The 23959-nt window shown below is 66.2% G+C and carries 19 protein-coding genes; 14 read left to right on the top strand and 5 right to left on the bottom strand.

What is annotated here, in order from left to right:
• Positions 1–117: 117 nt before the first annotated feature.
• From GM910_RS02975 to GM910_RS03005, 7 genes are all read left to right on the top strand, one after another.
• Positions 118–1146, top strand: coding sequence for a zinc-binding dehydrogenase (locus tag GM910_RS02975; RefSeq protein ID WP_159586012.1), 1029 nt, complete (start codon positions 118–120; stop codon positions 1144–1146).
• Between the two features lie 9 nt (positions 1147–1155).
• Entirely contained in the window at positions 1156–2088 is a 933-nt protein-coding gene (locus tag GM910_RS02980; protein WP_159586013.1) for a lipid A biosynthesis lauroyl acyltransferase, read from the top strand.
• A 140-nt stretch (positions 2089–2228) separates the two neighbouring features.
• A complete protein-coding gene (locus GM910_RS02985; RefSeq protein ID WP_159586014.1) occupies positions 2229–3503 on the top strand; it encodes an acetylornithine deacetylase/succinyl-diaminopimelate desuccinylase family protein in 1275 nt (424 codons plus the stop codon).
• A 62-nt stretch (positions 3504–3565) separates the two neighbouring features.
• Positions 3566–5047 carry an ABC transporter substrate-binding protein gene (locus tag GM910_RS02990; protein ID WP_159586015.1) on the top strand — a complete coding sequence of 494 codons (1482 nt, stop codon included), beginning with the start codon at positions 3566–3568 and terminating at the stop codon, positions 5045–5047.
• Positions 5048–5290: 243 nt separating this feature from the next.
• On the top strand, positions 5291–6247 hold the full coding sequence (locus GM910_RS02995) for an ABC transporter permease (RefSeq protein WP_159586016.1): 957 nt from the start codon (positions 5291–5293) through the stop codon (positions 6245–6247).
• Positions 6244–7113 carry an ABC transporter permease gene (locus GM910_RS03000; protein WP_159586017.1) on the top strand — a complete coding sequence of 290 codons (870 nt, stop codon included), beginning with the start codon at positions 6244–6246 and terminating at the stop codon, positions 7111–7113. Before GM910_RS02995 ends, GM910_RS03000 begins: the two co-directional genes overlap by 4 nt.
• Positions 7110–8738: an ABC transporter ATP-binding protein gene (locus tag GM910_RS03005; RefSeq protein WP_159586018.1), complete on the top strand. Its 1629-nt coding sequence runs from the start codon at positions 7110–7112 to the stop codon at positions 8736–8738. The genes GM910_RS03000 and GM910_RS03005 overlap by 4 nt, the downstream gene beginning before the upstream one ends.
• A 236-nt stretch (positions 8739–8974) precedes the next feature.
• On the opposite strand, the gene GM910_RS03010 is transcribed toward GM910_RS03005, so the two are convergent.
• Complete coding sequence (locus GM910_RS03010; protein ID WP_159586019.1) at positions 8975–9376, bottom strand: hypothetical protein; 402 nt, start codon at positions 9374–9376, stop codon at positions 8975–8977.
• Between the two features lie 136 nt (positions 9377–9512).
• Complete coding sequence (locus tag GM910_RS03015) at positions 9513–11009, bottom strand: cobyric acid synthase (protein ID WP_159586020.1); 1497 nt, start codon at positions 11007–11009, stop codon at positions 9513–9515.
• Between the two features lie 75 nt (positions 11010–11084).
• Here GM910_RS03015 and GM910_RS03020 point away from each other — a divergent pair, with 75 nt between their 5' ends.
• From GM910_RS03020 to GM910_RS03035, 4 genes are all read left to right on the top strand, one after another.
• On the top strand, positions 11085–12263 hold the full coding sequence (locus GM910_RS03020; protein WP_159586021.1) for an isobutyryl-CoA dehydrogenase: 1179 nt from the start codon (positions 11085–11087) through the stop codon (positions 12261–12263).
• Between the two features lie 137 nt (positions 12264–12400).
• Positions 12401–13285: a 3-hydroxyisobutyrate dehydrogenase gene (mmsB, locus tag GM910_RS03025; RefSeq protein ID WP_159586022.1), complete on the top strand. Its 885-nt coding sequence runs from the start codon at positions 12401–12403 to the stop codon at positions 13283–13285.
• 375 nt (positions 13286–13660) lie between these two features.
• A complete protein-coding gene (locus GM910_RS03030; protein ID WP_159586023.1) occupies positions 13661–15238 on the top strand; it encodes a trimethylamine methyltransferase family protein in 1578 nt (525 codons plus the stop codon).
• Positions 15239–15490: 252 nt separating this feature from the next.
• Complete coding sequence (locus tag GM910_RS03035; RefSeq protein ID WP_159586024.1) at positions 15491–18079, top strand: GcvT family protein; 2589 nt, start codon at positions 15491–15493, stop codon at positions 18077–18079.
• 249 nt (positions 18080–18328) lie between these two features.
• Here GM910_RS03035 and GM910_RS03040 read toward each other — a convergent pair whose 3' ends face one another.
• Positions 18329–19135, bottom strand: coding sequence for a phosphate/phosphite/phosphonate ABC transporter substrate-binding protein (locus tag GM910_RS03040; protein ID WP_159586025.1), 807 nt, complete (start codon positions 19133–19135; stop codon positions 18329–18331).
• 59 nt (positions 19136–19194) lie between these two features.
• On the bottom strand, positions 19195–20205 hold the full coding sequence (locus GM910_RS03045) for a fatty acid desaturase (protein ID WP_159586026.1): 1011 nt from the start codon (positions 20203–20205) through the stop codon (positions 19195–19197).
• 204 nt (positions 20206–20409) lie between these two features.
• Between GM910_RS03045 and GM910_RS03050 the strand changes: the two genes are divergently transcribed.
• A complete protein-coding gene (locus tag GM910_RS03050) occupies positions 20410–21258 on the top strand; it encodes a helix-turn-helix domain-containing protein (RefSeq protein ID WP_159586027.1) in 849 nt (282 codons plus the stop codon).
• 182 nt (positions 21259–21440) lie between these two features.
• Positions 21441–22463, top strand: a complete 1023-nt coding sequence (gene bmt, locus GM910_RS03055) for a betaine--homocysteine S-methyltransferase (protein ID WP_159586028.1) — start codon at positions 21441–21443, stop codon at positions 22461–22463.
• A 57-nt stretch (positions 22464–22520) separates the two neighbouring features.
• Here bmt and GM910_RS03060 read toward each other — a convergent pair whose 3' ends face one another.
• A complete protein-coding gene (locus GM910_RS03060) occupies positions 22521–23111 on the bottom strand; it encodes a PadR family transcriptional regulator (RefSeq protein ID WP_246225830.1) in 591 nt (196 codons plus the stop codon).
• Positions 23112–23514: 403 nt separating this feature from the next.
• Between GM910_RS03060 and GM910_RS27720 the strand changes: the two genes are divergently transcribed.
• A partial coding sequence (locus GM910_RS27720) for a DUF4372 domain-containing protein (protein WP_159586029.1) occupies positions 23515–23959 on the top strand: 445 nt, incomplete at its 3' end.

Below are 23959 nucleotides of genomic sequence, written 5' to 3' on the forward strand. Positions count from 1 at the left end.
ATATTCTTCAAGACGAAATACCAGGAATTTACCATTAACTATTCACTATTCACTACTCACTACTCACTACTCACTACTCACTACTCACTATTTTACCAATAGCCGAGACACCGACCCATGCGCGCACTGCAACTCATTGCCGATCGCCAGCTCGAAACCGCCGACGTTCCGCCGCCCCCTCCGCCCGGCCGGGGCGAGGTGACGGTGCGGGTTGGCGCCGTTGCGCTCAACCATATCGACGTGTGGGGCTGGCGCGGCATGGCATTCGCCAAGCGCAAGCTGCCGCTGGTGGTGGGGGCGGAGGCTTCCGGCACCGTCGACGCCGTCGGCGCCGGCGTGGGTAATCTCCTGCCCGGCCAGCTCGTCTCCATCTACGGCGCGCGCACCTGTGGCCTGTGCCGCCCGTGCCGCGAGGGACGCGACAATCTGTGCGAGAATGTGGGCGGCGTGCACGGCTTCCATCTTGACGGCTTTGCCCAGGAGAAGATCAACCTGCCGGCCCGCCTGCTCGTCCCAGCCCCGCCGGGCGTCGACGAGATCGGCGCCGCCGTCGCCCCCGTCACCTTCGGCACGGTCGAGCACATGCTGTTCGACAACGCCAAGCTGGAGCCGGGCGAGACCATCCTGGTGCACGCCGGCGGCTCCGGCATCGGATCGGCGGCCATCCAGCTCGCCAAGCGCATGGGCTGCACCGTCATCACCACCGTCGGCTCGGATGAGAAGATCGAGAAGGCGAAGGCACTGGGTGCCGACCACGTCATCAACTACCGCGAGGACCGCTTCGAGGGCGCGGTGCGCAAGATCACCAGGAAGCGCGGCGTGGATGTGGTTTTCGAACATGTCGGCGCCGACACCTGGGCGGGCTCCATGCTGTGCTTAAGGCGCGGCGGCCGCATCGTCACCTGCGGCTCCACCTCGGGCGTTTCGACGAACATGAACCTGATGCAGCTCTTCCAGCAGCAATTGAAGATCTTCGGCTCCTTCGGCTGCCGCATGGAGAACATGGCCGATGCCATGCAGAAGATGGCCGCCGGCCTCGTCGCGCCGGTCGTCGACACGGTGGTGGGGTTCGAGGACATCGAAACCGCGCTGAAGCGCATGGAAGGCCGCGACGTCTTCGGCAAGATCGTCCTGCGCGTTCAGTAGCGCCGCCGCATGAATCGCCTCCTCGTCAAATTCGGCCGCCACCTTCAGACCGCCGAGCACTGGCTGACGGCGCAGATATCGCTCGCCGTCCTTTCCGCCCTGCGCCGCCTGCCGCCCGACAAGGCGCTGAATTTCGCCGAGCGCGTCGCCCGCAAGGCCGGCCCCCTGGTCGGCCGCCACCGCCTGGCGCTCGACAATTTGCGCAAGGCCTATCCGGAAAAGCCGCAAGCCGAGATCGAGGCCATCGCCTCCGACATGTGGGCCAACATGGCCCGGCTTTCCGTCGAGTACGTGTTTCTCGACAAGCTGTTCGACTTCGACCCGGAAAGCGAGAGGCCCGGCCGCGTCGAGGTCACGGGCATAGAGATCTTCAAGCGCGTGCGCGAGGAGAAGCGGCCGCACATCTTCTTCACCGGCCACCTCGGCAATTTCGAGTTCCTGCCGATCGCAGCGGCGACCTTCGGCCTCGAGGTCACCTCTCTCTTCCGCCCGCCGAACAACCCCTATATCGCCGACTATATCCATAGCACCCGCACCACCTCCATGGGCGGCCTCCTGCCCTCGCGGGCGGGCGCGGCGCTGCAGCTCGCCCGCGTGATCGAGAACGACGGCAATATCGGCGTGCTGGTCGACCAGAAATTCAGGCGCGGCGTGCGCACCCGCTTCTTCGGCCGCGAATGCGAGACGAGCCCGCTCGTGCCCAAGCTGGCGCGCCAGTACGGCTGCGACGTCTACCCCGCCCATTGCATCCGTCTGCCCGACGGCCGCTTCCGCATCGAGGTGGGCGAGAAGCTCGAACCGCCGCGCGATGCGAGCGGCGCCATCGACGTCGAGCGCATGGCGCAGCAGTTGAACGACGTGGTGGAGGAATGGGTGCGCGCCGACCCCGGCCAGTGGATGTGGTTCCACCGGCGCTGGGAGGTCACCCGCAAGCGGCGCTGAGGCCAGCCCCCATTTCTCAGGCCGTTCGGCAGGATGCGGCTGCGATATTTGCAGGTTCGTGCGTGGGTCTATGGAGGCGGAGCGGGGGAAGACCTGCCTGCCGTCTTGCCAAGCTGGCCGATTCCCGTCTCTATGCCGCAATGAATGAAAGATTGTTCCGCGCTGTCGACGAGCGTGTCGAAGACCTCGTCGCGCTTACCGTCGACCTGATCCGCTTTCCCACCGTCAATCCGCCGGGCGAGGCCTACACGCCTTGCGCGGAGTATATCGGCCGGCGGCTTTCCGCGCGCGGCTTCGACACCCGGCTCATCCGCGGCGAAGGCGCACCTGGCGACAGCGACCGCTATCCGCGCACCAACGTGGTGGCCCGCCGCGAAGGCCGGGGCCCCGGCCCCACCGTCCACTTCAACTCGCATATAGACGTCGTCGAGGCCGGCGAGGGCTGGACGGTCGATCCCTTCGCCGGCGTGGTGCGCGAGGGCAAGGTGTTCGGCCGCGGCGCCTGCGACATGAAGGGCGGGCTCGCCGCCTCCGTCATCGCGGTGGAAGCGTTTCTCGCCGTGAACCCGGATTTTCCCGGCGCCATCGAGATTTCCGGCACGGCGGACGAGGAATCGGGCGGCTATGGCGGCGTGGCGCATCTGGCCAAGCAAGGTTTCTTCTCAAAACCCCGCGTCGACCACGTCATCATTCCCGAGCCGCTCAACAAGGATCGCATCTGCCTCGGCCATCGCGGCGTGTGGTGGGCGGAGATCGAAACTGCCGGCTCCATTGCCCATGGCTCCATGCCTTTCCTCGGCGATTCGGCGATCCGCCACATGGGTGCGGTGCTCAGCGCGTTCGAGGAGGAATTGTTTCCGGCCCTCGCGGCCAAGGAGACGCACATGCCGGTGGTGCCGGAGGGGGCGCGCCGCTCGACGATGAACATCAACTCCATCCATGGCGGGCAGACGGAGGATTTCTTCCCCGGCCTGCCGTCGCCCAACGTCGCCGATTCCTGCCGCCTCGTCATCGACCGCCGCTTCCTCATCGAGGAGGACATCGGCCAGGTGAAGGGCGAGGTGGTGGCGATACTGGAGCGGCTGAAGCGCGAGCGGCCGCGCTTCGACTATTCCATCCGCGACCTGATGGAGGTGCTGCCCCTGATGACGGAGCGCGACGCACCGGTGCCCAACGCGCTCGCCGGGGCCATTCGCGAGGTTTTCGGCAAGGAGCCGGAATACGTGATCTCGCCCGGAACCTACGACCAGAAACATGTTGCCCGCTTCGGCCACCTGCACGACTGCGTGGCCTACGGCCCCGGCATCCTCGACCTGGCGCACCGCCCGGACGAATGGGTGGGCATCGAGGATATGGTCGAATCGGCCAAGGTGATGGCCGCCGGCCTCGATACGCTGCTGCGCGGTGTGGCGTAAGGGCGATTTACTCACCACCGGATTCGCGCTTCAATCGCGCCGAAAAAAATGGGAGATACGGCATGAAGACTTTTGCAACGATGCTCGGTGCGGCGGCGGTTCTCCTTGCGTCCGGCTCAGCCGCCTTGAGCGCGCGTACGGACCTCGTTGTCGGCGTCGTGCTTGAACCGCCGCATCTCGACCCCACCGCGGGTGCGGCCGCGGCCATCGACGAGATCGTCTATGCCAACGTCTTCGAGGGCCTCACCCGCATCGGCCCCAGCGGCGAGGTCGAGCCGGCGCTTGCCGAAAGCTGGGAGGTTTCCGATGACGGACTGACCTACACCTTCAAGCTTCGTGAGGGTGTGACCTTCCATGACGGCACGACCTTCGAGGCCGCGGACGTGAAATTCTCCCTCGACCGCGCCAGGGCCGAGGATTCGACGAACGCGCAAAAGGTGCTCTTCTCGGCCATCGAGAGCGTCGAGGCCTTCGATCCCACGACCGTCAAGATCACGCTCAGGCACCCGCAGGGCGCCCTTCCCTATAACCTTGGCTGGGGCGACGCCGTGATCGTGGCGCCCGAATCGGCCGACGCCAACAAGGAAAAACCCATCGGCACCGGCCCCTTCAAGTTCGACAACTGGGCCAAGGGCTCCTCCGTCACCATCTCGAAATACGCCGACTACTGGGGTGAGCCGGTGGCGCTGGAAAAGGCCGAGTTCCGCTTCATTCCCGATGCCGCGGCCTCGGTGCCCGCGCTCCTGTCCGGCGACGTGCACACCTTCCCCAACCTGCAGGCGGGCGATGCCCTGCCGCAGATCGAGGCCGATCCGCGCTTCGAGGTGGTGATCGGCGCCACCGAGGGCGAGACGATACTGGCCACCAACAACGGCAAGGCGCCGTTCGACAATCTCATGGTGCGCCAGGCCATCGCCCACGCGCTTGACCGCGACGAGATCATCCTCGGCGCATCGGCCGGCAACGGCGTGCCTATCGGCTCCCATTTCTCGCCCGCCAACGCGGCCAATATCGACCTGACCGACACCTATCCCCACGACGTGGAGAAGGCGAAGGCGCTGCTCGCCGAGGCCGGCTATCCGGACGGCTTCTCCGCCACCTTGAAGCTGCCGCCGCCGCCTTATGCGCGCCAGGGCGGCGAGATCGTCGCCTCGCAGCTCCGCGAGATCGGCATCGAGCTGGAGATCATCCCCGTGGAATGGGCGCAGTGGCTGGAGCAGGTCTTCACCAACAAGGACTACGACCTGACCATCGTCTCCCATACCGAGCCCAACGACATCAACATCTATGCCCGCGAGGGATACTACTTCAACTACGACAACCCCGCCTTCGATGCGGTGATGGAAGAACTCGGCGCGACCTCCGACCCGGCCAAGCGCAAGGAGCTCTTTGGAACGGCCCAGCGCATCCTCGCCGAGGACGCGGTGAACGGCTTCCTCTTCCAGCTGCCGAAGACGGGGGTGTGGGATGCCAAGCTGGAAGGCATGTGGGAGAACACGCCCATCCAGGCGAACGACCTGACGAAGGTGCGGTGGGTGGAGTGATTCCTCTTTGAGGGAAGTCGGTAAAAGCTTGCGCCCTACGTCGCCCCCCTCTGTCCTGCCGGACATCTCCCCCGCAAGGGGGGAGATCGGCTTGCACCCGCGATTTCGCCAATCGTCGACGTTGGAGGCTATGCGCATCCGGCAATCAAGGCCAATCTCCCCCCTTGCGGGGGAGATGTCCGGCAGGACAGAGGGGGGCGCGAAGGGGCGCGGACATAGCCTGCTGCTTTGGGACCACCGCCCATGACCGCCTACCTCGCAAAGCGCCTCGCCGTCGGCCTCGCCACCCTCTTCGTCGCCTCCCTCGTCGTCTTCTCCGTCCTGGAGATCCTCCCCGGCGATCCGGCGCGCATCATGCTCGGCATGAACGCGAGCCCGGAGGCGCTTGATGCCTTACGCAGCCAGATGGGTCTCGACCGCCCGGTGGTCCTGCGTTACCTCGACTGGCTCACCGGCATGGCGACGGGCGATTTCGGCCGCTCCTACACCTATTCCTCGCCTGTCGTCGAGCTTGTCGCCGAGCGCGTGGCGGTCTCCCTGCCGCTCGCCGTGATGGCGCTGACGCTGTCGACGGCCATCGCCATCCCCGTCGGCATCTTCGCCGCCGCCCGCCGCGGGCGGCTCTCCGACACGCTCGCCATGGGTGCTGCGCAGGTGGGCGTCGCCATCCCCAATTTCTGGTTTGCGATGCTGCTCGTCTACGTCTTTGCCGTCGGCTTCCGCCTGCTGCCGGCGGGCGGCTTTCCCGGCTGGGGCGAGGGCTGGGGTGGGCTTTGGCAGGGGTTCAAGGCGCTGCTCCTGCCGGCCGTCTCACTCGCCCTGCCGCAGGCGGCCATCCTTGCCCGCGTCACCCGCTCGGCCATGCTGGAAGTGCTGGGCGAAGACTATATCCGCACCGCCCGCGCCAAGGGCCTGCCGCGACGCGCCGTCCTGTGGCGGCACGCGCTGCGCAACGCGCTGATCCCGGTGCTGACCATCCTCGGCCTGCAATTCGCCTTCCTGCTGGCCGGCACCATCATCATCGAGAACGTGTTCTACCTGCCGGGCCTGGGAAGGCTCATCTTCCAGGCCATCAGCCAGCGCGACCTGATCGTCGTCGAAGGCGTGGTGATGCTGCTGGTCGCCAGCATCATCGTTGTCAACCTCCTCGTCGACATCTGCTACGCCGTCGCCGACCCGCGCCTGAGGACCGGCCGATGAGCCTCGATCCCGTCTTCACCCCGGCGCCCGAGCGCCATGTGCTGATGAAGGCGCTCGCCAACCGCTCCTTCCTCATCGGCCTTGTCGTCACCGGTGTGATCGCGCTCATGGCGCTCGTCTCCTTCTTCTGGACGCCTCACGACATCACCCGATTGCAGGTCGCCGCCCGCATGCAGGGCCTGTCCCCCGCCCACCCCTTCGGCACCGACCATATGGGCCGCGACATCCTGTCGATGATCATGATCGGGGCGCGCAACTCCATCGCCGTCGCCATCGTCGCGGTCGGCATCGGCATGGGGCTTGGCGTGCCGCTCGGCACGTGGGCGGCGGCGCGCGGCGGATGGGCGGACGAGGCGCTGATGCGCGTCAACGACGTGGTCTTCGCCTTTCCCGCCCTTTTAACGGCGGTGATGATCACCGCCATCTTCGGCCCCGGCGCCGTCAACGCCATCATCGCCATCGGCATCTTCAATGTGCCCGTCTTCGCCCGCATCGCCCGCGCCGGCGCGCTTTCGCTGTGGCCGCGCGAGTTCATCCTGGCCGCCCGCGCCTCCGGTAAAGGCAAGGCGCTGATCACCATCGAGCACATCCTGCCCAACATCGTCAGCTTGCTGCTCGTGCAGGGCACCATCCAGTTCGCCCTCGGCATCCTGGCCGAGGCCGGGCTTTCCTATCTCGGCCTCGGCGCACAGCCGCCCATGCCCTCGTGGGGGCGCATGCTGTTCGAGGCGCAGACGCGCATGGCAGTTGCCCCGCATCTGGCGCTCTTCCCGGGGCTTGCCATCGTCGTCACCGTGCTGGGCTTGAACCTTCTGGGCGACGGCCTGCGCGACGTGCTCGACCCGAGGCTGAGGCGCGAGCGATGAGCCTGCTGGAGATCGAGAACCTGTCGCTGACGATCGGCGAGGCGCCGATCCTCAAGGATATCGACCTTTCCATCTCCGCCGGCGAGGTGATGGGGCTGGTGGGAGAATCGGGCTCCGGAAAATCGATGACCGCGCTGACGGTGATGAAGCTCCTGCCGCATGCCGCCCGCGCCAAGGGACGTGTCGTCTTCGACGGCATCGACATCGTCGCGGCCCCGGAAGCCGCCATGTGCCGGCTGCGCGGCGACGACATCGGCATGGTCTTCCAGGAGCCCATGACGGCGCTCAACCCCGTCAAGACGATCGGCGAGCAGGTGGCCGAGGGGATTCGCTGGCACACCGGCGCCAACCGCCCGGACGCCGAAGCGCGCGCCCGCGCCATGCTGGAACGCGTCGGGCTGCCGGAGAAGCAGTTTCCCCTGACGCGCTATCCGCACGAACTGTCGGGCGGGCAGCGCCAGCGCGTGGTCATCGCCATCGCCTGCGCGCTGAAGCCGAAGCTCCTGATCGCCGACGAGCCGACGACGGCGCTCGACGTGGTGCTGCAGGCGCAGATCCTCGACCTTCTGCGCGACCTGGTCGATGAAAACCGCATGAGCCTGCTTCTCATCTCGCACGACCTGGCGGTGGTGACTGAGATGGCCGACCGCACCACCATCATGCGCCACGGCCAGGTGATGGAAGCCGGCGAGACGGCGCGCACGCTGACCGAAAAGGTGCATCCCTATACGCGCCGGCTCGCCGAAGCCTCCACCCACGTGCCGGAACGCGCGAAGCCGGCCGACAGCGGCCCGGGGGAGACGCTTCTGAACGTGGAGGGCGTGACGCGCGACTATCCCATCCGCCGTGCGTCGCTCTTTTCAACGCAGCATTCCTTCCGCGCCGTCGACGACGTCTCCTTCTCGCTGGCGCGGGGTCAGTCCATGGCGCTGGTCGGCCGGTCGGGTTGCGGCAAGTCCACCCTCGCCCGCATGATCCTGGCGCTCGACCGGCCGACCGGAGGCTCCATACGCTTCGAGGGCGAGAGGCTGGAGAACAAGAGCGAGGGAGAGCTGCGTCCGGCCCGCCGCCACATGCAGGTGGTCTTCCAGGATCCGTACGGCTCCTTCAACCCGCGTCACAAGGTGGAGCGCCTGGTGGCCGAGCCGCTGCATTTGCTGGACGAGAAGCCGGATCGAGCGCGCCGGCGCGAACTCGTGGCCGAGGCGCTGGAAGAGGTGGGGCTTTCGGCTGCCGACATGGAAAAATATCCGCACGAGTTCTCTGGCGGCCAGCGTCAGCGCATCTCGATTGCCCGCGCCGTCATCACCAGGCCGAAGCTGATCGTCGCCGACGAACCGGTCTCCGCCCTCGACGTGTCGATCCGCGCGCAGATCCTCGATCTCTTCGCCGACCTCAACCGGCGGCTCAAGGTGGCCTATCTCGTCATCACCCACGACCTGACGGTCGCCCGCGCCATCACCGACCGGGTGATGGTGATGCATGAGGGAAAGATCGTGGAAGAAGGCGACACAAATACGGTGTTCGACCGGCCGGAGACGGAAACGGCCAAGGCGCTCGTCGCCGCCGCGCCTGACCTCGATCGGGCGCTGAGAATGCGGTTGGCGCGGGTTTCGGGCGGGTGAGGAAAAGGGCCTGGCGTTACGGTTGCTTGAAAAGCCGAGCCCCTTCGCGCCCCCCTCTGGCCTGCCGGCCATCTCCCCCACACGGGGGGAGATCAGCTGTCACGTATGGTTTCGCCAATTTTTCACGTCGCAGAAGAGGTGCCCAAGCAAGCGGCAGCCGCAATCTCCCCCTCGTGGGGGAGATGGCCGGCAGGCCAGAGGGGGGCGCGAAGGGCGCCCAAATCGCAACTGTGGTGCTACCGCACGTCCCCTTCGTCCAGGCCGAGGATCTCCGCCGCCCGCGCGCGCAGGCGCTCTTCGTGCAGGGTCAGCGTGTCGCCCTTGAGTGCGGCGGCAAGCAGCATGCGGGCGAGAAGCACGCGCTCTTCCTTCGGCCGCGCGCGGAGCACCGCGCCGGCCCGCGCCGTACCCTTCGCGCCAAAGGGCTGGAGTACCGGCAGGAATGCCTCGAACGTCGGCGCGTCGATGCCGAAGGCGCGTTCGGCCACGCGCTGCAGGGCCTCGCGCGCGGACGGCGTCATCTCGCCGTCGTTCAGCACCAGGCGCAGCAATAGCAGGACGTCTCCGGCAAGCTCCGTCGGAGATGCCGGGCGGGGCCCGACGGGGCCTTCGGTCTTGGTCGGCATATCCACGGCCATTATTCGGCATCCCCAGTCCGTGCAAGGCGGCAGGCGAGCCCGCCTCGCCGACAGAGGCCCTTGCGAGCGAAAGTCCCTTCTTTCCCTTGCAGAGCAATATTGCCAAATGTTTGACGCCGCCCGGCGCACTGCCCGTTCATGCGGTTTGGGAACGCAGGCCGCCCGACCGGGCGATGGCAAAGAGCGCGTCGCAGTCGAGATGGGTTTCCAGGTGATCGGCGATCGCGTCGAGCGCCGCCTCCACCCCGGCGCGGTAGTCGGCGCCGCCACCGACGATCCCGAACGCCTCGAGGAAGCTTGCGCGGAAGGGGTCGGAGCCGAAGAGCCCGTGCAGATAGGTGCCGAAGACCTTGCCGTCGGGGGAGGTTGCGCCGTCGGCGCGGCCGTCGATCTCGGCGACCGGGCGCAGGCAGTCGGCGCCTTGCGTGCGGCCGAGATGGATTTCGTAGCCGGTGAGCGGCACATCGTGATGAAGCGAGCGGGCGCGCACGTTGCGGACGGATTTCTCCGGCTCCATGACGGTCTCCACGTCGAGATGGCCGAGGCCCTCGACCGCTCCCGCGCCGCCCTCCAGCCCGTGCGGGTCGCTCACCCGCCTGCCCAGCATCTGGTAGCCGCCGCACAGGCCGACGATGCGGCCGCCGCGCCGGCGGTGGGCGGCAAGATCGCTGTCCCAGCCGTTTTGCCGGAACGCGGCGAGATCGCCGATCGTCGATTTGGAGCCGGGGATGACGACAAGCGCCGCATCGGCCGGCAGCCGGCTTCCCGGCGGCACGAAGACCACCTCCACCTGCGGCTCGGCGCGCAGCGGGTCGAGATCGTCGAAATTGGCGATGCGCGGCAGCATGGGCACGGCGACCTTGAGCGGCCGCGCGCTGCCGCCGGCAAGCCGCTCCAGCACCACCGAATCCTCCGACGGCAGCCTTGCCGCCTCGGAAAGCCACGGCACCGTGCCGAAGGAACGCCAGCCGGTGAAGCGGTCGATCGCCGCGATGCCGTCGTCGAAGAGCGAGACGTCGCCGCGGAACTTGTTGATGATGTAGCCGGCCACCATGCGCCGGTCCTCTTCCGCCAGGATGAGATGCGTGCCGGCTATGGCGGCGATCACGCCGCCGCGGTCGATGTCTCCGACCAGCACCACCGGCACGTTCGCGCGGGTCGCAAAGCCCATATTGGCGATGTCGCGGTCGCGCAGGTTGATCTCCGCCGGTGAGCCGGCACCCTCGACGATGACGAGATCGGCGCCCTCGCCCACCTGCGCCCAGGATGCCATCACCGCCTCCATCAGCCGGCCCTTGAGCGCCTGATAGTCGCGCGCGGCCGCCGCGCCGGCCACCCTGCCCTGCACGACGATTTGCGAGCCGATGTCGCTCTGCGGCTTCAGGAGCACCGGGTTCATGTGCACGGTGGGCGGCACGCCGCAGGCGAGCGCCTGCAGCCATTGCGCGCGGCCGATCTCGCCCTCGCCCGCCTCGCCGGGAATGGCGGCGACGGCGGCGTTGTTGGACATGTTCTGCGGCTTGAAGGGGCGCACCTTCAGGCCGCGCTTGCGCGCCGCCCGGCACAGGCCGGCGACGAGCACCGTCTTGCCGACGTCGGAACCGGTTCCCTGCAGCATGATGGCGTGGGCCATGGGCCATCCTCCCGTTGCGCGCGCCCTCCAATGCACTAAACTTCACCGAAAGAAAAGAAAGGCCGGGAGGACACGATGGAGGCCATCGCCGACGGCGGCAGCGGGCAGTTCACGCTCAACGCCGACCAGCGCGCCATCCGCGAGATGACGCGGAGCTTTGCCGCCGACCACGTGGCGCCTTTCGCGCTCGACTGGGACCGTGAGCGGCATTTCCCCCTGAACGTCATCCGCCAGACGGGGCCGCTCGGCTTCGGCGGCATCTATTGCGCGGAGGATGTCGGCGGCTCCGGCCTCGGGCGGCTCGACGCGGTGCTGATCTTCGAGGCGCTGGCGGCCGCCTGCCCCGGCTTCTCCTCCTTCATCTCCATCCACAACATGGCCGCCTGGATGATCGATACCTTCGGCGATGAGGCGCAGCGCAAGCGCCTTCTGCCGAAGCTCACCTCGATGGAATGGCTGGCGAGCTATTGCCTGACGGAGCCCGGCTCCGGCTCGGATGCCGCGGCCCTCAGGACGAAAGCGGTGAAATCGGGCGGCGACTACGTGCTGAACGGCGCCAAGCAGTTCATCTCCGGCGCCGGCGAGACCGAGCTCTACGTCACCATGGTGCGCACCGGCGAGGACGGGCCGAAGGGCGTATCCGCCCTTGTCGTGCCGGCTGACGCGCCGGGCCTTTCCTTCGGACCTTTGGAGAAGAAGATGGGCTGGCACATGCAGCCCACGCGGCAGGTGGTCTTCGAGGACTGCAAGGTGCCGGCGGAAAACCTTCTGGCGAACGAGGGCGAGGGTTTTAGCATCGCCATGGCCGGGCTCGACGGCGGCAGGCTCAACATCGCCGCCTGCTCGCTGGGCGGCGCCCAGGCCGCGCACGAGAAGGCGCAGGCCTATACGGCCGAGCGCGAGGCCTTCGGCAAGACCATCAACCGCTTCCAGGCGCTGCAGTTCAAGCTGGCGGACATGGAGACGAACCTTTCCGCCGCGCGCGTGCTGCTCTACACCGCCGCCGCCAAGCTGGATGCCAGGGCGCCCGACGCCTCGAAGTGGTCGGCCATGGCCAAGCGCTTCGTCACCGATACCTGCTTCGACGTCGCCAACGACGCCCTGCAGCTTCACGGCGGCTACGGCTACCTGCACGACTACGGGCTGGAAAAGCTGGTGCGGGACCTGCGCGTGCACCAGATCCTGGAAGGCACGAATGAGATCATGCGCGTGATCATTGCGCGGCATCTGGTGGGGAGAGTGAACAGTGAATAGTGAATAGAATGGATTTTTGATTCGCAACAACAATTCCAAAAATTCCAATCACTACTCACTACTCACTACTCACTACTCACTATTCACTATCACTACTTCACTACTTCACTATTCCCCACTCGCGGAGGAGCATCGACATGACCACCATCGCATTCATCGGTCTCGGCAACATGGGCAACCCCATGGCTGCGAACCTCGTCAAGGCCGGGCACAAGGTGCGCGGCTTCGACCTTGTGGCGGAGAACCTGGAGAAGGCCGCCGGGAACGGCGTCGACGTGGCGGCGAGTGCGGTTGATACGCTGGAAGGGGCGGAGGTCGCCATCACGATGCTGCCGGCCGGGCGGCATGTGCTGTCGGTCTATGGGGACATTGCGCCGAAGGCGGCGAAGGGGATGCTGTTCATCGATTCTTCGACCATCGATGTGGAGTCGGCGCGCAAGGCGCATGTCATCACCGCCGAGCACGGCCTCTTGTCCATCGACGCGCCGGTCTCCGGCGGTGTCGGCGGTGCGGAGGCCGGCACGCTTACCTTCATGGCCGGCGGCAGCAAGGCCGCCTTCGCCAAGGCCGAGCCTTTCCTTCAGCCGATGGCCGGCCGCATCGTCCATTGCGGCGAGGCGGGCGCCGGACAGGCGGCGAAGATCTGCAACAACATGATCCTCGGCATCTCGATGATCGGCGTCGGCGAGGCCTTCGTCCTGGCGGAGAAGCTGGGGCTGTCGCACCAGGCGCTGTTCGACGTGGCCTCCACCGCGTCCGGCCAATGCTGGTCGCTCACCACTTACTGCCCGGTGCCGGGCCCAGTGCCAGCCTCGCCCGCCAACCGCGACTACCAGCCGGGCTTTGCGGCAAGCCTGATGCTGAAGGATCTGCGCCTTGCCCAGGAAGCCGCCCAAGCCTCGGGCGCGGCGACGCCGCTGGGCGCGGAGGCGGCACAGCTTTATGCCCTGTTCGAGGCCATGGGCAACGGCGGCAAGGATTTTTCCGGCATCATAAACTTCCTGCGCGGAAAGGCGGGTTGAACGAACCCGCGTCAGAAAAATGTCGAGATTAAGGATTGCGCAAGCACTTGCTAACCTCCCGGTAACGATGTCGGCTTAGAACAAAAGCAGGCGGACATCACAGGCACCGCCCCAGCTCCGGAAAAGGTCTCGCGTACCGGAGCGGACCGCCTTCACAAGCGTAACTGTACCCGTGAAGGCGCCTGTCGAGTTACACAGAACCGCGTTTCTCCAGTCGGAGGGCGCGGTTTTTTGCTGCCTGTGGCAGCACCCGCGTCTTGTCGGAATACGTCACCTTTATGTCGCTTCTCTTGCGCTTTCGGTCGCCGTTTCTTTGTCGGCGCTTCGCGCGACAGGTCATGATGCCGGTCAGCGCAACGCGAAGCGAGGCATCCCATGACCATCCCGGACGCAGCCGCCGAGGCACAACCGGAGGCCGGCCGCACGCGGCGTGGCGGCCGTGCGGGAAAGCGGGATAGCATGGCCGACGCCTTCGACCAGCCTCCCTTCCGGCAGCTGACCGTTCCCTTCCCGCCGACGGGTCTCCTGTCCGAGGACGAGCTGGAATCGATCCACCTCGCCTCGCTCAGGGTGCTGAAGGAAATCGGCGTCGAGGTGCTGCACGACGAGGCGCGCGCCATCATGCGCCGCCATGGCGCGGATGTGCGCGAGGATACGCACCGGGTGCATTTCGACAGCGACATGGTGCTGGAGTTCATCGCCCATTGCCCGTCCGAGTTTACCGTCCACGCGCGCAATCCGGCGCACGACCTGCGCATGGGCGGCAACAACATCATATTCGCGCAGATCGGGTCCGCGCCCAACTGCTCCGACACGGATAGGGGTCGGCGGCCGGGCAACCAGGCCGACTTCCGCAATTTCGTGAAGCTCGCCCAGATGCACAACATCGTCCACGGCCTAGGTGGCTACCCGGTGGAGCCGATCGATATCCACGCCGGCATCAGGCATCTGGAGTGCCTGCGCGACATCACCACGCTGACCGACAAGACCTTTCACATCTATTCGCTGGGCAAGGAGCGCAACCAGGACGGCATCGAGATCGCCCGCATCGCCCGCGGCGTCAGTGCCGAGCAGTTTCGCGACGAGCCCTCCTGCTTCACCGTCATCAACACCAACTCGCCGCTGAAGCTCGACATCCCGATGCTGGAGGGCGTCATCCAGATGGCGACCCACGGCCAGGTGGTCATCGTCACGCCGTTCACGCTGGCGGGCGCCATGGCGCCCATCACCGTCGCGGGGGCCCTGGTGCAGCAGAACGCGGAGGCGCTCGCCGCCCTCGCCTTTGCGCAGATGGTGCGGAAGGGCGCGCCGGTCGGCTATGGCGGCTTCACCTCCAATGTCGACATGCGCTCCGGCGCGCCGGCCTTCGGCACGCCCGAATCCATGAAGGCGCAGCTCATCGGCGGGCAGCTCGCCCGCCGTTACGGCATCCCCTACCGCAGCTCCAATGTCTGCGCGGCCAACACGGTCGACGCGCAGGCGGCCTATGAGAGCGTCTTTTCGCTGTGGGGCTGCATCCACGGCGGCGCCAACCTCGTCAAGCACGCCGCCGGCTGGCTCGAGGGCGGGCTATGCTGCTCCTACGAAAAGATGATGCTCGACTTCGACCTCCTGCAGATGGTCGCGGAGTTCCTGACACCGCTCGACCTGTCGGAGGACGCGCTTGGCGTGGAGGCCATCCGCGAGGTGGGCCCGGGCGGCCATTTCTTCGGCTCCCCGCACACCCAGGCACGCTACAAGACCGCCTTCTACTCACCGATCATCTCCGACTGGCGCAACTACGAGACCTGGGCGCAGGCCGGCAGCCCGACGGCCATCGAGCATGCGAACCGGCTCTGGAAAGAGCGGCTGGCGACATACGAGGCGCCGCCGATGGACGAGGCGATCCGCGAGGAACTGGACGCGTTCGTGGAGCGCCGCATCCGCGAGGGCGGGGCGCCGACGGATTTTTAGCAGAACCCATGGAAAACGAAGCGCTCTACGTTGCCCCCCTCTGTCCTGCCGGACATCTCCCCCGCAAGGGGGGAGATTGGCTGGCAGAGATACCAGCGCCTCACTTTCCAGCGTTGCCGGTTGGCGACAGCCGAAATGACCGACTGATCTCCCCCGATGCGGGGGAGATGTCCGGCAGGACAGAGGGGGGCGTGAAGGGGCGTCGTCCTTTCAAGCTCTTGAATCACCTCTCGCATATACGGACATAACCAAATGAAATCCCATGCAAAAGCAGTTGTCATCGGCGGCGGTGTGGTGGGCTGCTCGGTGCTTTATCATCTGGCGCGCGCCGGCTGGGCGGATGTGCTTCTGATCGAGCGCTCGGAGCTGACATCCGGCTCGTCCTGGCATGCGGCCGGCGGTTTCCATACGCTGAACGGCGATCCGAACGTGGCGAAGCTGCAGGCTTACACCGTCCAGCTATACAAGGAGATCGAGGAATTGTCCGGCCAGTCCTGCGGGCTGCACCTGACGGGCGGCGTGATGATGGCCGACAGCCCGGAGCGTATGGATTTCCTGCGCCTGGCGCACGCCAAGGGGCGGTATCTCGGCATGGAGACGGAGCTGATCACGCCGTCGGAAGCCAAGGCCATGTTCCCGCTCATGGACGAGACCAACTTCGTCGGCGCCATGTGGGACCCGGTGGAGGGCCATCTCGACCCCTCCGGCACCACCCACGCCTATGCTCGCGCCGCGCGCAAGCTGGGGGCGGAGATCGAATTGAGGAACCGGGTGGTGGAGCTGACGCAGGAAGCGGACGGCACCTGGAATGTGGTGACCGAGAAAGGCACGGTGAAGGCCGAGCACGTGGTCAATTGCGGGGGCTTATGGGCGCGCGAGGTGGGGCGCATGGTGGGGCTGGAACTGCCGCTGCTCGCCATGGAGCACATGTATCTGTTGACCGAGCCGATGCCGGAGGTTGAAGAGTTCAACCGCGCCACGGGGCGCGAGATGGTCGGCATCATCGACTTCAAGGGCGAGATCTACACGCGGCAGGAGCGCAACGGCATCCTGCTCGGCACCTACGAGAAGGCCGCAAAGCCCTGGTCGGAGCTAGAGACGCCGTGGGACTTCGGCCACGAACTGCTTCAGCCCGACATCGACCGCATCGCTCCCTCGCTGGAGGTCGGTTTCCGCCACTTCCCGGCACTTGAGAACGCCGGCATCAAGCAGGTCATCAACGGCCCCTTCACCTTCGCGCCGGACGGCAACCCGCTGGTCGGGCCCGTGCAGGGACTGACGAATTTCTGGTGTGCCTGCGCCGTCATGGCCGGTTTCTCCCAGGGCGGCGGCGTGGGGCTGGCGCTCTCCAACTGGATGGTGAACGGCGATCCGGGCTTCGACGTGTGGGGCATGGATGTCGCCCGCTTCGGCGAGTGGGCGACATTGCGCTACACTAACGCCAAGGTGCGCGAGAACTATTCGCGGCGCTTTTCCATCCGCTTCCCCAACGAGGAACTGCCGGCCGCGCGGCCGGCGCAGACGACGCCGCTCTACGACATCATGGTGCGCGACAACAACGCCGTGATGGGCGACAGCTGGGGCCTGGAAACACCGCTCTGGTTCGCGCCGAAAGGCGCGGAGGCGAAGGACATCGTCTCCTTCCACCGCTCCAACGACTTCGAGCATGTCGGCAATGAGGTGCGCGCGGTGAGGAACGGCGTCGGCGTCACCGAGATCGCCAATTTCGCCAAATACGAGGTTTCGGGGCCGGGCGCTGCCGCCTTCCTCGACCGGCTGATGACCAACCGCATGCCGAAGGCGGGCCGCATCGTGCTGTCGCCGATGCTCAACGAGTTCGGCAAGCTGATCGGCGATTTCACCATCGCCCGGGCCGGCGAGGAGCGCTTCATGATCTGGGGCTCGTCGGCCGCGCAGGTCTACCATATGCGCTGGTTCGAGAAGCACCTGCCGAGGGATGGCTCGGTGAGGATCCACCGCTTCGACCAGACGCTGGTGGGGCTGTCCATTGCCGGGCCGAAATCGCGGGAGGTGCTGGAGAAGCTTGCCGACACGGATGTCTCCAAGGGAGCCTTCCGTTTCATGGATTTCCGCGAGATGGCTGTGGCGGGCGCGCCCTCAATGGTCAACCGCCTCACCTATACGGGCGACCTCGGTTACGAGATCTGGATGCCGCCGGCCTATCAGCGGCGTGTTTATGAAGGCATCAGGCAAGCGGGCGCCGAGTTCGGCATCGTCGATTTCGGCATGCGGGCGCTTCTGTCCATGCGGCTGGAGAAGAACTTTCCCACCTGGTTCCGCGAACTGCGCCCCATCTACGGCCCCTTCGAGGGGGCGATGGAGCGCTTCGTCAAGCTGGAGAAGAATGACTTCATCGGCCGTGAGGCGGCGGCAAGAGAGAAGGCGGAGGGGCCGAGGCTGCGCCGTGTCTCCTTCATCCTCGAGGCGCTCGATGCCGACGTGATGGGCGACGAGCCGATCTGGGCCAAGGTTGGCGAGAAGGATTTTGGCACCGTGGAGAAGCCGCACGGCTTCGGGGCGCCGCGCTTTGCGGCCGGCGGCGAGGCTGTGCAAAGAAGCGAGGGTGCCGGCGCGAGCCGCGAGGATCCGGCGCACATCCGCGGCATCGAAGACGGCGAGTGGCGCGTCGTCGGCTGGGTGACCTCCGGCGGCTACGCGCACTTCGTGGAAAAATCCATGGCTCAGGGCTATCTGCCGGCGGAACTGGCGGAAGACGAGAGCGAGGGCCTGTTCGAAATCGAGATCCTCGGCCAGCGCCGCCCGGCGCGCATCAATCTTCTGCCGCCGTTCGATCCGGAAGGGGAGCGGATGCGGGGGTAGCCGCTGCCCCTTAAGACAGTTGTAAATTTGGAAATCAGGATGGTCGGCACCCCTTCGCGCCCCCCTCTGTCCTGCCGGACATCTCCCCCACATGGGGGGAGACCATCTCTTCATTGATGTCTCGCCTCTTCTGCAGCGTTGAAGATTGGCGAAAGCAATGATGACAGCCAATCTCCCCCCTCGTGGGGGAGATGTCCGGCAGGACAGAGGGGGGCGCGAAGGGGTGCAGCGGTAAATCGTAATTGTAAATCAAGCGGGGGTGCGGAGCCCGAGCGCGCGTCGGAGGATCGCCAGATGCTCCCGTGCGGTCGCTCTGCTCGTAATGAACGGCAGGCCCTTCCGCCGCGCCGTCCAGCCGGCGACCACAAGGCCGGCGGATGCGGGCCTGAAGCGCCGGATGAGCGTAAAGGTCCGGCAGTCGACGGCGCAGGCATCCGCCCTGCCCTCGGCCACGGCCAGCGCGGCAGCGCCGTGCGAACCTGTCGCAATTCTCTCCGCAAACAGGGAAAAGCCCTCGCCCATCGCCTCCAGATCGCGCCGCAGGGCGATGAAACCGGACATGGAGTTGGGCTCGTTATAGGCAAAGCGCTTGCCGCGCAGCGTCTCGAGCGGGATGAAGGTGCGTCCGCCGGCGGGGGCGGCGATGGCCGGCGCGTCGCCGCGCCGCATCAGGATGGCGCTCGAATAGAGCGCCCCTTCCCCGCCCTCAAAGGCCGAATAATCCGGCTGGCCGACCACCTGCACATGGGCTTCAAGCCCGGCCTCCATCGGTCCCCAGCAGGTTTGCGCCAGGAGGAGCCGCGGGTGCCGCCACAATGTTGCAAGATCGAGCTCTTCCGGGGGCAGCCTCGCCGGGTCCGGCGCGATCCGCCGGCCCTCGGCGTCCCGTATGCCGCCCGTGACCGCCGGCAAGTCGGCGTTGCGGCGGGCGAGCCGGAGAGGTGCAGCGATCCCCGCCGTCCGCAGGGCATCGCAAAGCCGCGCCCATTCGGCATCCGTCTCAGCCCGCGTCTCGGGCCAGTCGTACATCGGCAGGGCGGCAACGAGACTGCTCATGATGCCTTATCGGCCTCCTGCGCCGGATAAGGCAAGGCAGGAGAAGGCAAGGCCGGCGCCTATTCCTTCGCCGGCCTTGCCGGCACGGGCACGGTGCCCGCCTCCGTCAGCGAATGGCTGCGGGCGCGCGGGCGGAAGGCCCGCGGTGCATGCGGCTCGCGCTGCAGGACCGGGTGCGGCACCGGCTCCTTGGCGCGGAAGGCGAAATCCTTCAGGAGCGCAAGATAGTTCGGATAGGCGTAGCCGCCGTTCATTGCCAGCCACTCGGCGCGCTTTTCCCGGTAGAGCGCGGGCAGCCGGTACCACGGCACGGAGGGCAGCTTGTGGTGCACGAGATGCAGGTTGTTGTTGAGGAAGAGGAGCGCCAGCGGCGAGCGCTCGACGATGATGGTGCGCCCGTCCGGCCGCTCCGACCACTGGTGCTCGGCGAAGGTGCGCACGGAGATGAGCGACTGGCCGAGCCACGCCGGCACCAGGACGTAGAGCCATAACGGCATGCCGAAGCCTTGAGACACGATCGGCAGGACGATGGCCAGGCCCACGGCGTGCAGCGCCCAGGCTGTCCTGACGCCCCGGTCGCCCGCCGCGATCAGCTTCGCGTCCGAGGCGAAGAAGGCGGCGTTCATGATGAGCGGGCCGAGGACGAAGCGGCCGATCATCGTGTTGTTGATCTTGAGGATGAACTTGATGGCCTCCGGCAGCTCCTCGTACCGCCACAATGCGTGATAGTAGCTCTCCGGATCCTCGAACGGGTCGGTGAGCCGCTCGTGGGCGTGGTGGCGCAGGTGCAATGCCTTGAAGCGGCGATAGGGATAGACGAGGCCGACGGGCAGGCCCACCAGCGCCTCGTTGACAGCTGAGTTGCGCGTCGGGTGGCCGTGCAGGCACTCGTGCATGAGCGAGGATTGCAGGGCGATCGTGACCGCAAACGCGGCAAGCGCTGCCAGCGGCCAGTCGGGCCACAAGAATATGCCGGCCGCTCCCCAGGCGGCGTAGCAAAGCAGAATCAAGGCAATAGTCGGCCATTCAATCGCCGGACGGCCGCGCCGGCTCTTGGTCTTAGGTTTCATTGCTGTCCTGGTCTGCGGTGCCAAACCCCATGCCCGGCACCGCGTCCGATTCCTGACAAATAGATGTCAGGAGGGACGGAAAGCCGCAACGCGAGAATGCGCATAAAGCGATGCTTATCGGAAGCATCTACCCCAATTGTTGACTTAAGTGAACAAATGCGGAAGATTTACCGGTTTCCGCCATCGAATCCGGCAGGGAGCCCAATGGAAAAGATCATCGACAAGCGCGACCTGTCCGGGACGTTCCGCGAGCGGCTGAAGGTGCTCATGTCGCGCTCGGGCCTCAACCAATCCGCCTTCGCCGCCGCCGTCGGCATCGACCGCTCGGCACTGTCGCAGCTTCTCGCCGGCAGTTCCACGCGCCTGCCGCGCGCCGAGACGCTGATGAATATCTCCGCCCGGCACCAGGTGTCGCTCGACTGGCTTCTGGGCCTCAGCCAGGACGAGGGGATTACCGGTGAATTGCGCGAGAACATGGAGATCGCGCAAGCCGAGGGCGGCTTCGACAGCACGCTGCTGGCCAAATGGCACGCCGAGGCGGTGGGCACCAAGATCCGCTACGTGCCGTCGGGCATCCCCGATCTCCTCAGAAGCGAGGATGTGATCTATTTCGAGGCCGATGCCGCTAAGGCCAGCCGTGAGGCCCAGCGCGACGAGGCGCAGTACCGGGTGGACTACAACCGGCGGCCGGAGACCGACATGGAGGTGTGCATGCCGCGCCAGACGCTGGAGCTGTTCGCCAGCGGCCTCGGCCGATGGCACGGCCTGCCGCGGGACGTGCGCGCCGCGCAGCTCGCGCATATGGCGACCCTGATCGACGATCTCTACCCGACCTTCCGCCTATTCCTCTTCGACTGGCGCGAGCGCTTCTCCGCCCCCTACACGATCTTCGGGCCCTATCGCGCCGCGATCTACATGGGCGGCATGTACCTGGTCCTGAACGCCCGCCAGACCATCACCACGCTGACGCGCCACTTCGACGGCCTCATCCGCATCGCCGAGGTGAACGCGCATGAGACGGCGGCGTTTGTGCGAAGCCTGAAGCCGGACTGACGGGAGCCTTGCAATGCTGAACCGGCATGCCTGAGGCCGGGATGATGTCTCCCCGCTTGCGGGCGCGACGGCAACTTTTCTCCACGCATCCGCTCAGCCTCCATTGACCCCATATAAAGACTTCTTTATATCCTTATCCAGTTTCCCAAACGTGCTGAGCGCAGTTGAAGAAGGCGCCCCCAATGCAAAACCCTATCGATGCGCTGATTGCCGAAAAGGGCGTACTGCTCGCCGACGGCGCGACGGGCACCAATCTCTTCGATATGGGGCTGGAATCGGGCGAAGCGCCGGAGCTTTGGAACGAGTCCGCACCTGAGAAGGTGGAGGCCCTGCACCAGGGCTTCGTCGATGCCGGCGCCGACATCATCCTCACCAATTCCTTCGGCGGCACGCGCCACCGGCTGAAGCTGCACCACGCCCAGGACCGGGTGTTCGAATTGAACAGGCGAGCGGCCGAGATCGCCTGCCGGGTGGCCGCAAAGGCCGGGCGACGCGTCATCATCGCCGGTTCCGTCGGTCCCACGGGCGAGCTTCTGGTGCCGCTCGGCGCGCTCACCTACGAGGAGGCGGTGGAGGCCTTTGCCGAGCAGATCGAAGGGCTGAAGGCGGGCGGCGCCGAGGTCGCCTGGATCGAGACCATGTCGGCGCCGGACGAGATCCGCGCCGCGGCGGAAGCCGCCATCCGCGCCGGCCTGCCCTACACCTATACCGGCTCCTTCGACACCGCCGGACGCACCATGATGGGTCTGGCCCCGAAGGACATCCACGGTGTGGCCGAGGTGCTGCCGGTGAAACCGGTCGCCGTCGGCGCCAATTGCGGCGTCGGCGCGCCCGACATCCTCGCCGCCCTCCTCGACATGTCGGAGGCGCGGCCCGACAGCACCATCGTGATCAAGGGCAATTGCGGCATTCCCGAATTCCGCGGCACGGATATCCATTATTCCGGCACACCGGAGCTGATGGCCGACTATGTGCGGCTGGCGGTCGACGGCGGCGCCAAGATCGTCGGCGGTTGCTGCGGCACCTCTTTCCAGCACCTGGCCGCCATGCGCAAGGCGCTCGACGAGCACAAGAAGGCTGCCGCCCGCCCCACCATCGCCGACATCGAGGCGCGCGTCGGCCCGATGCGCAACAAGGGCGCCGCCCAGAGCGGCGCGGGAAGCGCCCCCGCCGGCCGGCGGGAACGGCGGCGGGCGCGGAGCTAAGCGGCGGGCTCACGGAACATCGCCGCACCACCAGCGGTCAACATAAGGCCGCCGGCATTACAGATCGTTCAGCTCGTCGCGCGCCTTCTTCAATATCTCAAGCGCCTTCTTCGCCTGCTCGGTGCTCATCTCGCCGCTGCGCACCTTACCGAAGAGCGTGTGGCGCAGCGACCTGAAGGCTTCGCCGAGCGCAATGCCCTGCATGTCGGCCGAGACCTCGTCGAGCTGCGCATTGATGCGCTCGAGCTCATCGTTGTGCTCCTTGAGAAAGGCGCGGCCCTGCTTCGTGATCGTGAAGAGGCGCTTGTTTCCCTCCGTCTTGGAAGAAACGAGGTCGGCCTCCTCCAGCATCTGAAGCATCGGATAGATCGCCCCGGGGCTCGGGCTGTAGGCGCCCTGGAAGCGGGCTTCCAGCGCCTTGATGATGTCGTAGCCATGGCGCGGCTCTTCCGCGATCAGGCCAAGGACGACAAGGCGCAAGGCGCCCGAATCGAACACCCGCCTGCCGCCTCCGCCGAACGGTCCGCCGCGATGGCGGCCGAACGGACCGCCCCTGCCGCCCTTGAACCCGCCATGATGGCCGCGCGATGCCGCAAGAGCCCAGGCGTCCCGGCATCGACGGTGTCTGTATCCATGCATACCGTGCATGAGATTTCTCCTAAGTTATGCCTAACATGCGCTATATCTAGCAAACGATATATCTTTTGCAAGAGGCATCTCTGGAGGATTCCGGGAAAATAGAACCCGACTTTTCCGTCCACAATTGCGACGAATATCGACGGCCTTATGTTTGACCGCTGGTGGCGCGTCGATGTTCGGGCATGGATCCTCGGGTCATCCTCGGGTTTAACCCGAGGGCCACGGATGACGATGGCAGGGGCGTTCCCGCAAATCTCCGACGTTGGCGATTGGCGCAGACATCCCCACTTCGTCATCCTCGGGCTTGACCCACTGGTGTCCGGTTAAATTTTCTGGACACGGCGCATGACATTGATTCTACTCTGTTTCAGACGTTTCGCGGCGTTTGAGACACGAGCAGAAGGTCAATGTCATGCGGCACCACAATAGCGTTTTTCACGGGCTTCAGAAGCATATTCCGTGGGCGGTGTTCGAGCGGCTTGTGGACAAGCACCGAGCCGACCACAGGGTGCGCCGGCTCGACACCAAGAGCCAGTTCCTGGCGCTCCTGTTCGGGCAATTGGCGGGGGCGGCGAGCCTACGCGACATCGAGGCGGGGCTGATGAGCCAGTCCGCCCGTCTCTACCACCTGGGCATGGGCTGCGTGGCGCGCTCCACCCTGGCCGATGCCAATGCCCGGCGGCCGGCCGCGCTTTATGGCGAGCTGTTCGCCCATATGGCGGCGCAGGCCAGCCGCCGCACGCGCCGGCACCTCAAGGATGCGGTGCGTATCCTCGATGCCACCAGAGTGCAGATGTCGTCGCTGAGCCGGGGCTGGCTGGAGACGCAGAACGGCCGGCGCGCCATCAAGCTGCACA

This window comes from Chelativorans xinjiangensis, assembly GCF_009812055.1.
In the GTDB taxonomy this organism is placed as follows: domain Bacteria; phylum Pseudomonadota; class Alphaproteobacteria; order Rhizobiales; family Rhizobiaceae; genus Chelativorans; species Chelativorans xinjiangense.